This is a genomic window from Methanothermobacter tenebrarum (genome assembly GCF_023167465.1).
Classification (GTDB): domain Archaea; phylum Methanobacteriota; class Methanobacteria; order Methanobacteriales; family DSM-23052; genus Methanothermobacter_A; species Methanothermobacter_A tenebrarum.
On sequence record NZ_AP025698.1, the window covers coordinates 929,995 to 941,149 of the forward strand.

Here is an 11,155-nt window from a genome sequence, read left to right on the forward strand (position 1 = left end):
ATGGACTACCAGAAAATACTCTCAAAGATAACACCAACAAGACAAGAAAAAGAAGCTATTAAAAGATTCACCAACAAACTAATCAAAACAATAAACCAGATAGCAGAAAAAAAGAATATAAAAGCCAAGGCCACCCTCGTAGGATCAGTCGCCAAGGGCACCTGGCTCAAAGGGGAAGCAGACATCGACATATTCATAAAATTCCCCCTCGAAACATCAGAGGAAAAACTCAAAAAAGATGGCCTACAACTCGGCTATGAATGCATAAAAGCCATGAATGGTAAAGCAGAGGAAAGATACGCCGCACACCCATACGTCACCGGGCACATAAAAGGATACGAAGTCGATCTTGTACCATGCTACGATATAAAGGACGCCTCACAACTCAAATCAGCAGTAGACCGGACAATACTACACACAAGATACATCAAAAAAAACCTAAAAAAAGAACAGATAAAAGAAGTATTATTACTCAAAAGGTTTATGAAGGCCCTGGGAGCATACGGATCAGAATTCAAAGTAGGGGGATTCGCAGGTTACCTCTGCGAACTACTCATAATAGTATACAGGAACTTCGAAAGAGTGTTGGAAGCCGCTGCACTGAAATGGAGAAAAGGCCAAATAATAGACATCGAAGACCACGGCACCGGCAAATACTTTAACGATCCCCTAATCGTCATAGACCCCATAGACAAGAACAGGAATGTTGCAGCAGCACTCACACAACAAAAACTTTCAGAATTCATAATAGTGGCGCGCAATTTCCTAGAAAACCCAAAAGAAGACTATTTCCAAGAAGTGGAATACTCACATGATAAGGAGAAAATCCAAACCAAATTCAAGGAAAGAAAGAGTAAATGCATCATCCTAGAATTTAACCCCCCCAATGTGCCAGCAGACACCCTATACCCCCAACTGAAAAAAACCATGGACACTCTAGTATCACACCTTTCAATGGAAGGATTCAAGGTGAACAGGAGCTCCTACTGGACTGACGAGGAAAAAAATAGCCTGATTATATTTGAATTTGAAACATGGAAGCTACCAGCCTACAGAAGACATATGGGGCCTAGGATCTGGTCAAGAAAACACACAAAGAGATTCCATAAAAAGTATGGTAACAGGATCTGGGTAGAAGGCGACCGCCTTTTCGTAGAGAGGAAAAGAAAAACAACTAAACCAGAAACATGCCTCAAAAGCCTCCTCAGGGGAGTGGAATACCTGGGAGTTGGGAAACACGTGAAAGAGGAGCTTAAGAAAGGTTACAGGATCCTTGACATAAATGAATACCTCAAGGGCGAACCTTCACAAGAAGTCCTAAGATTCCTAGATGCTTTCCTAGATCCCGGGAAGCACCTGTGGAGATCCTAGACTCTTTCCTTAACAAAATCCGGCACAGCATCCACTAGGGGGTCGAAACTTTCAAGATCCCTCACATAGGTGCAGATCATACTAACTTTAGAATGTAATGAACTGGGAAGCCTCAATATCCTCTTAAGGTCAACTGTCACCCTAGCATCTACCAGTTGAAGATTCAATTTCGCAACACCCCTTACGAGCTTATCATACACCCATTCAGGTCCTACGATACCCTTAAATTCACCCCACTTATCGGATTTTATAAGATCCCTATATTCCAGGATTTTATTCATCGTCTGACGTGTTATACCCTCGATTTTTTCATCTCCACTCAAGTGCAAGATAATATAACGGCTCCTCTCCGTGAAGACACTAGGATAACCCAACGGGACCATGAAATGATCCAGACCATGTATACTACCATCCAAGCCCGTGTATGACAAGTCCGGGACGTCTCCACCTATAACATATCTTAGTATCTGGCTTCGAACCTCAGAATCTAACTTAAGTACAACAGGATCTAGTACACGTATATGATAGCCCCTACCAGAGTATATAATATGGATTTCTTGTAGGCCGAGATCGTCCCTTAGGGTGTCTGTGATCATGGCCACTATCTCCTTAGCCTGGTCAAGACATTTTTCGCATATGTTATCACATTTACATGGCCTTACTGGGATGTCCTTGGCGTCAACATCAAAGACCAGTTCCGATGATATCCAACCTTCACGTTTCCATGGCCTATCATATAATGCTACGGAAGAGTAGGCGGCATATGGAGCCCTATACCTTAGGAATTTTGTGAAGAGTTTTTCGTCACGGAAGAACCTGTACCTGTCACTGGGGCCCTGGCCTGTATGGTCGAATCCGAATTCTCTAAGGTGGATATTTTCCCTTATAAAATCTGGTATCTTTTCTATTCTCCATTCCCTTGTATAATATTTTTTTCTATCTTCGGGTGTTGCCTCTTGGAATATCCCTATCACCCTCTTCTTTTCTTTTTTGCCATCTTCTCTTGTTGTAGTATGTGAGGGGGTTTTGTATTTTTTCGCATAAACTGTCGGGTTTACATAATATTGGTAGGTGTATTTTTATCTTTTCACAGCTCATTGGCGTGTACCATTTAGTCTCCCCCTCATTTTCTAGGCTTGGTGTTTCATGTAATCCGAAGCCTAGTTTTGCTGTGATGTTAAGTTTTTCCTGGGGGTCGTCCTGGAATAGTGGTGGTCTGCAATTATCAGCAGCCTCATATATTATTGGCAGTATTTCATTTAAGGTTATACTAAGGGTTGGGTCGAAGTCTGAAACCTTGTGGGGTTTCCTCTCCTTGAAGACGGCAGGGTATAATCTTGCATAGGATAAAAACCCGGTTAGTAATAATACTATGGCGTCGTTCCTGTTACCGGCTTGGACGCCCTTTATGGTATTCTTTATACATGGTGGGAAGGCGTCAAAGTCTAGTTTGGAGGCTTTTAACGTTCCCGGGCTGGTTTTCCTTGGGATGAAGAATTCTCGACTTATCCTCTCCCTGATTTTCTCGGCTAATTCGGCTAGTATGGGGTGTGGTTCTATCTTCGCGGCCATCTCATGGATTTTATAAATGTATTCTTGGGTTTCTTGCATTATAAGTGCTGGTATGATATTTTCCCTTATGGATTTGACTATTTGTTGGGTTCTCCCAGTAGCTGACTTGTCTAGGATGACTTTACCATCTTTGAGGATTAGCTCGGTTAATTTTATCCTCTTATTTTCTAGAAGTTTTTCTAGTTTGGTCCAGTGTGGTGTTTCACTATCTAACATTTCCCCTAGTATCCCGGATATTACTCTCTCCCTTTCCCGATTTTCCATCCTCGAGAGTCTTTCTTTCACGATCTCGGCCTCTAATTCTATGAATATGCGGCTTTCCCTGGAATTTGGGTTGAATTTCGCCCCTATGGCCTGTGCGAGTATATGGAATGCTATAACATCAAATTCTGCTATTTCGGGGTTGAAAAGGAACCTATAATATCCTGGCTGATACCTTCGACGGCCCCTCTTTTCCAAGTACCATTCAATCCTTTTAAGCGAAAGTTCCCAGAGGCTTCCCGGTATCCTAGAATCATCATCAAGTCTCTGACCACGGGTATATTCTATGATACTAATGAGCCTTGCATCCTCTTCTATGATCTTGTCAAGATCTCCACTATCCCTTACAAGCTCTTTTGCCTCTTGTGAGAATGGGTTTATGAAAAACATCATATTATTAGTCTCCCCTTACCTCATAAATTTAGGTGCATCCCCCATTGTTAAGGGGAGGACCCCAAAAAAATATTCGATGTGGGATTTTTTTTATTGTCTTGATCGGTTGGTCTCCTTGGTCTGGTTGGTCTCATTTTGTATTATCGTCGTATTGTTTGTTACGGGGATTGCACGTTTTTGCAACCATACTGGTTGGAATGTGGGATCTCCTATGATGTTCATTTTCTCTTCTGGTGTTTTTATGATTTGCGGCGCTTCTATCCTTGGAACTTCCGCAAATAATACTATGGCTGATGCTGATCCGTAGGCTATTAGCGCTATCATTAATATGATGAATATTCTCCCAAGTTTTCCCGGGTTCAAATTTATCAAACCCCCAATATCTTCTTTTTTTAATCTATAAAATAAAGATAATGGCCGAGTGGAGATCCCATGGGGTTTTGGATTTAGATGGAAGGGGTTATATGTGAATGATTATAAGATTATTTTTTATGGGTTCTCGGTCTTTGAAGAGGGGATTTTTGAAAAAATGTGAGGAGTTTGGGATTGGCTTTGTGGGTTTCGCGCCAGTTGAAAGGTGGGAGGATCCTCCAAGGGAGCTTCCTCACAAGTTTTCTAGGTGGATGCCTGAGGAGTTCTATCCCCGGTCGATATACCCAGAGGTTGCTACTGTTATTGTGATAGGGTTCCCCATCCAGTTGCCTATATTGGAGACCGCACCATCTATCTATTATCATGAGTTATATAAGACTGTGAATTCTCTTTTGGATCTGCGGGCTTATGAACTTTCGGTTTTTTTAAATGAGGAGGGTTATCCTTCTATTTATCTGCCGAGGGATGGGTATGCTACGGTGGAAGTGTTGCTTGAGAAGCCCTTTGCTTTTTTCTCCCATAAGCATGCTGCTTATCTTGCGGGTTTAGGCTCTTTTGGCTTGAGTAATCTTCTTTTGACTCCGGAGTATGGGCCGAGGGTTAGGTTCACTTCAATATTCACGGGTGCTTCTATAGATCCTGACCCTTTAAAGGTTGATGATTTATGTACAAGGTGTCTTAGGTGTGTGAGGAGTTGTCCTGTGGGCGCCATACAAGTGAAGGGTGAGTTTCCGCCGCCTATAGATAAAAAACTTTGTGCTATGAGGAGTGCGGAGCTTTGGAGTAAACATAAATCGCCTTGTGGCATTTGTATCAAAGTTTGTCCTGTGGGTGAGGATAGGAAATTATTTGATCGAATGGATATGTCAATATATGATGGTGAGGGTCCGGTTGAGTATAGGCGGGCTTGGGATCATGTAAGAAGGTATGGGACACTTTAGATTTTATTTTTTTGGCATGGTCCGTAAGGTTTATATATGGTGTGTTTTCTAAAACAATATTGTCGGAAGAAGGCTTCCGGTTTCCGATAAGTTTTGGAGGGAAAAAATATGAACACACCCATAAACCCCGGCGACACAGCCTGGATACTAATATCAACAGGCCTAGTACTACTCATGACAGTACCAGGAGTAGCCCTATTCTATGGCGGACTAACAAAAAAAGAAAACGTACTAAACACAATGTTCATGTCCATCATAGCATTCGCAATAACAAGCATAATCTGGGTACTCTACGGCTACCCGCTAGCATTCGGCGGAGACATACACGGCATAATAGGCAACCCAACAAACATCCTCATGAACAATATCAACATTAACACCCCCGCAACACTTGCACCAACCATACCAGCCCTAATCTACATAGGATTCCAATTAACCTTCGCAGCCATCACCATAGCCCTAATATCAGGTGCAGTAGTAGAAAGGATGAAATTCTCAGCATGGACAGCATTCGTCATACTCTGGGTAAGTTTAGTATATGTACCAGTGGCACATTGGATATGGGGTGGGGGCTTCCTCGGCCAACTTGGCGCACTCGACTTCGCAGGTGGCACAGTAGTACACATAAACTCTGGTATAGCAGCACTAGCCCTAGTATACCTACTCGGTAAAAGAAAAGACACAAGACTCCTACCACACCATCTTGGATACTCAGTGATAGGCGCATCACTCCTATGGTTCGGCTGGTTCGGCTTTAACGCTGGCTCAGCCCTAGCAGCCAACGGCCTCGCAGCATCAGCATTCCTCGCAACGAACACGGCAACAGCAGCAGCTATGATATCATGGATAATCCTAGATTGCATTAAAACAGGCAAACCCACACTACTAGGCGCAATATCCGGTGCAATAGCAGGTCTAGTGGCCATAACACCAGCAGCAGGTTACGTGACAATACCAGCAGCCATGATAATAGGCCTAATCACAAGCATATTCTCATACCTTGCAATATCCAACCTAAAGCCAAAGCTTGGATATGATGATGCACTGGACGTGTTCGGTATACATGGAGTCTCAGGCCTCTGGGGTTCAATAGCAACAGGCCTATTCGCAGCCCCATTCGTAAATGAACTTGGAAAAGGCCTATTCTATGGCAACCCTGGACAATTACTCGTGCAAGTACTAGCAGTGGTAGTTGTAATGGCCTATTCATTCATAGTGACATTAATCATAGGTAAACTATTGGATGTGACGATTGGATTACGAGTATCAGAAAAAGAAGAAATAGAAGGACTTGACACAAACCTACATGAAGAGACAGGATACAGATTATAAAGGGGGAAGCAAATTGAAAGCTATAACCGCGATAATAAGACCCGAAAAACTTGAAAAAGTTAAAAATAACCTTGTTGAGGTAGGATGTTATGGTATGACCGTGACCGAAGTAAAAGGGCGTGGCAGACAACTTGGCATAAGAGAAAGCTATCGTGGAAAAGAATACCATATCGACCTATTACCTAAAACACGCCTTGACATAATAATAAACGATGATAAAGTCGAAGAAGTCGTGGACACCATAGTGAAAAGCGCCCAAACAGGTGATATCGGTGATGGTAAAATCTTCATATTACCAGTAGATGACGTGATAAGGATAAGAACAGGAGAAAGAGGAGAAAAAGCCGTTTAAATAACCCCCCATGGGGGATTATACTTTTTTAAAATGAAAGGGGGGTTCACCATCCCCTTTCCTGTAATCTTTCAGAATCTGAAAGTTCACTTATTTCTATGCCTGGCATAGCCGCTCCCAGTCCCCTTGAAACCTCCAATAGGATATCTGGTTCATCGTAGTGTGCTGTTGCCTCTACTATAGCCTTTGCATAGGCTTCTGGATTCTCTGATTTGAATATCCCGGATCCTACAAACACGCCATCAGCGCCCAGTTGCATCATGAGAGCCGCATCTGCGGGTGTTGCAACACCACCAGCTGCAAAATTCACAACTGGTAATCTTCCAAGTTTAGCCGTCTCTCTTACTAGCTTGAGTGGGGCTTCTATTTTCCTCGCGAATTCCCAGAGTTCTTCTTCCTCCTTGTTTTTAACCTCCCTTATCTGTCCCATTATTATCCTCATGTGACGGACGGCCTCCACAATGTTACCAGTGCCTGCTTCGCCCTTTGTCCTGATCATAGCAGCCCCCTCGTCTATTCTCCGCAGAGCCTCCCCAAGGTTCCTCGCACCGCAAACAAAGGGTATCTTGAACTTCTTTTTATCAATGTGGAAGCGTTCATCTGCTGGGGTTAAAACTTCGCTTTCGTCTATCATGTCAACTCCAAGGGCCTCAAGTATCTGGGCCTCCACAAAATGGCCTATTCTAACCTTTGCCATAACTGGGATGGTCACCGCATCCATTATCTCCTCTATCTTGTTTGGGTCAGCCATCCTGGCAACCCCACCAGAGGATCTTATATCAGCGGGAACCTTCTCAAGGGCCATTACCGCGACCGCCCCAGCCTCCTCTGCTATAATTGCCTGTTCACTATCCACCACATCCATTATAACGCCGCCCTTGGTCATCTTTGCAAAACCTTTCTTGAGAACTTCAGTACCATGTAACATAAAATCTGACCCTCCCATTTTAGGAACATTCTCTGTGATAATAGGTTGACCTTGAAGGCATATAATATTATTCCCCACCATAGAATAGTATATCATAGAGGGTGAGGGAAACCTATATATAGAATCATCCCCCATAATACCGGGAATAGGAGTGATTATTTTGGTTGCGGAAACACTTACGGGTTCGATATTCTATTCTCATGTTATACCAGCTATCCTCGGATTTCTGAGCATAATCCTTATCTGTGATGGTATGATGGATGAGAACAAAAAACAAGTACTAGTAGGGGTAATCCTATTCTTCGGGGCGGGACTCCTACCCTTTATCATACTCCGCGCCGTATTAGGAGTCTAGGAGTTTGCCTTCTATTTTTTCCGTGGCCACCCATGAGGCGAACTCCCCAGCCTCCCCTGGGGGTCTTTTCTCCCTCATATGAATGTAGGCTGCCATGTATACGTCGCCTAGGCCTGTTGGGTCAAGGATCCTACTTGCAGGGACGGCTTTTATCCTCCATATTCTCCCATTAGAGTATATTATGGAGCCTCTCTCGCCACAAGTGATTATGGTCTCTGATGGTCCCATGGATCCTAAAAACATTGCAGCTTCTACAAGGTCGGGTTTGAAGATCCCGGCCTCTTCTTCGTCAAGGAACACTTTATCAACCATTCCAAGTATTCCCTTAATATTCTCTGGTGGCCTGAGGTATACTCTACCATCCTTTCCCCTTCTCAGATAACCTTGCAGGCCCAGATAGATATTATCCTGTTGGTTCGCTATAAATTCGAGTGTCTGGATTGGTATATCAGTTGGCACCAGAGGGTCTAGGATTATACCATCCCATTCATATTTGATCATGGGTTTTATGTCCTTTGCTGTGATCGGATTTTTTGCGAAATTTGATCTTTGCATCCTCTTTCCATGGTTGAAGTATCTGTTTTCAAATTCTAGCGTATTATCTCCCCAGAGGGGTATTATCATAGTCTCTTGGGGGAACTCATCCAAGAGTTTTTTATCCTCCCTTGAAAGGGTTATGATAGCTGCGTGTTCTATTCCAAGTTTTGAGAAGACCTTTGATTGGTAGTATACTGGCCCCCCTACCTTCAAGATCTCATTACCTTCTATGATGTTTTTGTCCTGGGTTACTGGGCCTATTAGCAGGTATCCCACTGTTGGTTCACCTTATGTATAATGGGATTTTTCCCTGGTGGAGTGCTGTGCCAGCAAGCACCTTTCTTATACCCATAGACAATAGTGTCCTTATATCCTGGACTCGTATACCCCCACCTGGGATTATGTCAAATTTTTCAAATTTTTTTATGAGTCCCCTGTTGATGCCTTGTTGGGTGCCGACCCTTGATAGGTCTAGTAGTATGAGTTCTCCCGGGTCTAATTGGATGAGCACATCCCTGAATTCTTCTAGTGTCATGTTAAGGTTTTTAGAATATAATTGGCCATTTTTTGTATCGACACTCACCACTATCCTTGACCTTGGGAAAACCTCAAAAATTTTTTCTAATTCGTTGATGTCCTTTAGGGTTTCTGTGGCGACTATCACCTGCCATGCTATCTTTAAACCAAATTCAAAACCTTTAAAGTCACGGACTCCGAAGTCTACCATTACAGGTATTAGGTGGTTTATCTCCTGGATAAGTTGGATGTTGGAGCCCTGGCCTGTGATGGCGTCAAGATCGGCTATGTATATTCTCCTTGCCCCGGCCCTTTTTAGGGATAATGCTATCTCCACGGGATTTGGGGATGTTGCGAATATGCTCTCTAGTGGCTTGTATTCTTCTCTTTTCCCGGATTTTCCTGTGACTGCTAATGAGCCCATCAAGTCCAAGACTGGTATGACTTCCATCATCTTAGGCTCCTTGTACCATGATGAGTTTACCTGTCTGGGGGTCCTGGTAGACTGTGCCTAATTGTACCATGCCCGAGCCGGATCCCGAGACAACCTCGGGGGTGGTGTTAAGTTCTTTCCCCTGTTGTATTTCAACTACCTGTTTAATGGCTTGCATGGCCGCTTGGCGTTCTTCCGGTGACATGCTAGAGAATACAACAGTTTGCATGTTCCATGAGATTACTAGGAAGATTAGGAAGCCCACTGAAAGTACTAGCATTGCATCTACTATGTTGGCCGATCCTGCCATGGGGTCCTCCTCATTTTGGCCTCCAAGCAGCCTCCGCCGTCGTCGGCGTAGCATCCTTCATCACCTCTAGTATTGTCTCTGCTAATGCTTCAAGATTGGAGAGGTATTCTTCATACCATCTTCTTCTTATCTTGGATATGACATATGATATTCCCCCTGCTGCGAGGCCCACGACTGTGGTGTCAAAGGCCACGATTATCGCCTGTGCTAGTGTTTGTATGTCTCCTGCTCCGAGGGCTGCTAGTCCCGGGCCCATGGGTATGAGTGTTCCCATCAGTCCTAGTGTGGGTCCGAGTCTTGTTATTATATCAGTTTTTTCTAGGCTTTTGGCGATTTTTAGTTCTTCTGCTTCTATTAGTTTCCTTGCAAGGGCTTCTCTCGTATTTGGGCTCAAGTTCGTTGTTTTCGCGATTTCTGTGAGGATCCTTTTTTGGCTTTCAGGGATCTTTAGGGGTTCTATTATCTCTGTTATCTTTTCTGGGTTGCCCGGGTTTGACATTGAGAATATGGCATTTTTTATTTCATTTACTTCTATTTTTATCCTGTTGGAGTATTCTGAGAGCAGACCGCCCAGTGATATTATAGCATAGCCCATGAATAGTAGCAGTCCAACTATGACTGGTATGAGCAGGCTTTGGGAGACTACGTGGAGGGCTGCGCTTAATATTTCACTGCCTGGTACTGCGACCATGGTATATCACCTCAATTTAATCTATTAGTGTGCTATTTTTCCTGTTTATGAACATTCCAAATCCTATAAGGAGTATGGCGCCTATTATGGCATATGCTAGCGTTTGGGGGTTTGGGATTGTGATAGGGCTCATTTTCGAGGATAGTACAGTGTTTATGTTGGGCAAGACTATGGCTGATGCTAGGAAGTATAAGCCCGCGAATAACATGAAATTACCCAATAGTATCGGATATGGTCTTTTGGATGCCCTTGCTATGATCTTTGACGTGAAGTAGAATATTCCTATGAATATTCCCAGTAGTATCGCGGCGTATTTTCCTATTGTAAGGGCTGTGGCACCTATCAATGGTGCTATTAATATTATGCTGAGGGTTACGGCTCCGAAACAGCATGGGCATGGAGCTATCATCGCCAAGCAAGTGGTTGTGGCTGTGTTCTTTTGATGTTGTTTCCATTCTTTGATAGTGTAGGCTCCAGCCACTATTAGAATAGTTGCCATTACTATTGTCATTATGGACGCATATTCTGTGAAATATTGGTGTAATGTTTCCATGTAGGGGTTTGCCAAGGCTGAGAGTCCTAGTATCCCGGCTGCATAGGCTATTGCTATGGCCGCCGCCTTTTTCTTGGAAAGTCCCGCCAGTCCCATTGCTAGTCCTATTTTGGCGCCGAATAATAATATGACTGATAATATTCCTGCTTCCCATAGGATGTTTGCAAGATCCAATTTCTTCACCCTTTTCTGATTATATAATATTTAATATATAAATTGTATTATTACTATATTGGTT

At 43.4% G+C, this 11,155-nt stretch carries 14 protein-coding genes; 5 read left to right on the forward strand and 9 right to left on the reverse strand.

The window, feature by feature from the left end:
* Positions 1 to 1,371, forward strand: coding sequence for a CCA tRNA nucleotidyltransferase (gene cca / locus MTTB_RS05175; protein WP_248563975.1), 1,371 nt, complete (start codon positions 1 to 3; stop codon positions 1,369 to 1,371).
* Here cca and priS read toward each other — a convergent pair.
* From priS to MTTB_RS05190, 3 genes are all read right to left on the reverse strand, one after another.
* A complete protein-coding gene (gene priS, locus MTTB_RS05180; RefSeq protein WP_248565280.1) occupies positions 1,368 to 2,336 on the reverse strand; it encodes a DNA primase catalytic subunit PriS in 969 nt (322 codons plus the stop codon). The genes cca and priS overlap by 4 nt on opposite strands.
* Positions 2,308 to 3,597 carry a DNA primase gene (locus MTTB_RS05185; RefSeq protein WP_248563976.1) on the reverse strand — a complete coding sequence of 430 codons (1,290 nt, stop codon included), beginning with the start codon at positions 3,595 to 3,597 and terminating at the stop codon, positions 2,308 to 2,310. Before MTTB_RS05185 ends, priS begins: the two co-directional genes overlap by 29 nt.
* Positions 3,598 to 3,687: 90 nt before the next feature.
* On the reverse strand, positions 3,688 to 3,960 hold the full coding sequence (locus tag MTTB_RS05190) for a hypothetical protein (protein ID WP_248563977.1): 273 nt from the start codon (positions 3,958 to 3,960) through the stop codon (positions 3,688 to 3,690).
* 107 nt (positions 3,961 to 4,067) lie between these two features.
* Between MTTB_RS05190 and MTTB_RS05195 the strand changes: the two genes are divergently transcribed.
* From MTTB_RS05195 to MTTB_RS05205, 3 genes are all read left to right on the forward strand, one after another.
* Positions 4,068 to 4,910, forward strand: a complete 843-nt coding sequence (locus MTTB_RS05195) for a 4Fe-4S binding protein (protein WP_248563978.1) — start codon at positions 4,068 to 4,070, stop codon at positions 4,908 to 4,910.
* A 108-nt stretch (positions 4,911 to 5,018) separates the two neighbouring features.
* Positions 5,019 to 6,242 carry an ammonium transporter gene (locus MTTB_RS05200; RefSeq protein WP_248563979.1) on the forward strand — a complete coding sequence of 408 codons (1,224 nt, stop codon included), beginning with the start codon at positions 5,019 to 5,021 and terminating at the stop codon, positions 6,240 to 6,242.
* Positions 6,243 to 6,255: 13 nt separating this feature from the next.
* Complete coding sequence (locus MTTB_RS05205; RefSeq protein WP_248563980.1) at positions 6,256 to 6,594, forward strand: P-II family nitrogen regulator; 339 nt, start codon at positions 6,256 to 6,258, stop codon at positions 6,592 to 6,594.
* Positions 6,595 to 6,640: 46 nt separating this feature from the next.
* On the opposite strand, the gene pdxS is transcribed toward MTTB_RS05205, so the two are convergent.
* Positions 6,641 to 7,522 carry a pyridoxal 5'-phosphate synthase lyase subunit PdxS gene (gene pdxS, locus MTTB_RS05210; protein ID WP_248563981.1) on the reverse strand — a complete coding sequence of 294 codons (882 nt, stop codon included), beginning with the start codon at positions 7,520 to 7,522 and terminating at the stop codon, positions 6,641 to 6,643.
* A gap of 151 nt (positions 7,523 to 7,673) precedes the next feature.
* Between pdxS and MTTB_RS05215 the strand changes: the two genes are divergently transcribed.
* Positions 7,674 to 7,877 (forward strand): hypothetical protein, encoded by a 204-nt coding sequence (locus MTTB_RS05215; RefSeq protein ID WP_248563982.1) that lies wholly within the window; start codon positions 7,674 to 7,676, stop codon positions 7,875 to 7,877.
* Here the strand turns inward: MTTB_RS05215 and MTTB_RS05220 are convergent.
* From MTTB_RS05220 to MTTB_RS05240, 5 genes are read right to left on the reverse strand one after another with little or no spacing between them, the layout of a single operon-like run.
* Positions 7,866 to 8,690, reverse strand: coding sequence for a PfkB family carbohydrate kinase (locus MTTB_RS05220; protein WP_248563983.1), 825 nt, complete (start codon positions 8,688 to 8,690; stop codon positions 7,866 to 7,868). The genes MTTB_RS05215 and MTTB_RS05220 overlap by 12 nt on opposite strands.
* Positions 8,691 to 8,697: 7 nt before the next feature.
* Positions 8,698 to 9,384, reverse strand: a complete 687-nt coding sequence (locus tag MTTB_RS05225) for a HisA/HisF family protein (protein ID WP_248563984.1) — start codon at positions 9,382 to 9,384, stop codon at positions 8,698 to 8,700.
* 1 nt (position 9,385) lies between these two features.
* Positions 9,386 to 9,727, reverse strand: a complete 342-nt coding sequence (locus tag MTTB_RS05230) for a DUF2149 domain-containing protein (protein ID WP_248563985.1) — start codon at positions 9,725 to 9,727, stop codon at positions 9,386 to 9,388.
* Complete coding sequence (locus MTTB_RS05235) at positions 9,684 to 10,364, reverse strand: MotA/TolQ/ExbB proton channel family protein (RefSeq protein WP_248563986.1); 681 nt, start codon at positions 10,362 to 10,364, stop codon at positions 9,684 to 9,686. The genes MTTB_RS05230 and MTTB_RS05235 overlap by 44 nt, the downstream gene beginning before the upstream one ends.
* A 16-nt stretch (positions 10,365 to 10,380) precedes the next feature.
* Positions 10,381 to 11,091, reverse strand: coding sequence for a DUF2162 domain-containing protein (locus MTTB_RS05240; protein WP_428343358.1), 711 nt, complete (start codon positions 11,089 to 11,091; stop codon positions 10,381 to 10,383).
* Positions 11,092 to 11,155: the final 64 nt, after the last annotated feature.

Bases quoted from the DNA above. Each gene is read 5' to 3' on its own strand.
- cca (WP_248563975.1), top strand. From the start codon at position 1: ATGGACTACCAGAAAATACTCTCAAAGATAACACCAACAAGACAAGAA.
- MTTB_RS05185 (WP_248563976.1), bottom strand. From the start codon at position 3,597: ATGATGTTTTTCATAAACCCATTCTCACAAGAGGCAAAAGAGCTTGTA.
- MTTB_RS05195 (WP_248563978.1), top strand. From the start codon at position 4,068: ATGATTATAAGATTATTTTTTATGGGTTCTCGGTCTTTGAAGAGGGGA.
- MTTB_RS05200 (WP_248563979.1), top strand. From the start codon at position 5,019: ATGAACACACCCATAAACCCCGGCGACACAGCCTGGATACTAATATCA.
- pdxS (WP_248563981.1), bottom strand. From the start codon at position 7,522: ATGTTACATGGTACTGAAGTTCTCAAGAAAGGTTTTGCAAAGATGACC.
- MTTB_RS05225 (WP_248563984.1), bottom strand. From the start codon at position 9,384: ATGATGGAAGTCATACCAGTCTTGGACTTGATGGGCTCATTAGCAGTC.
- MTTB_RS05230 (WP_248563985.1), bottom strand. From the start codon at position 9,727: ATGCTACGCCGACGACGGCGGAGGCTGCTTGGAGGCCAAAATGAGGAG.
- MTTB_RS05235 (WP_248563986.1), bottom strand. From the start codon at position 10,364: ATGGTCGCAGTACCAGGCAGTGAAATATTAAGCGCAGCCCTCCACGTA.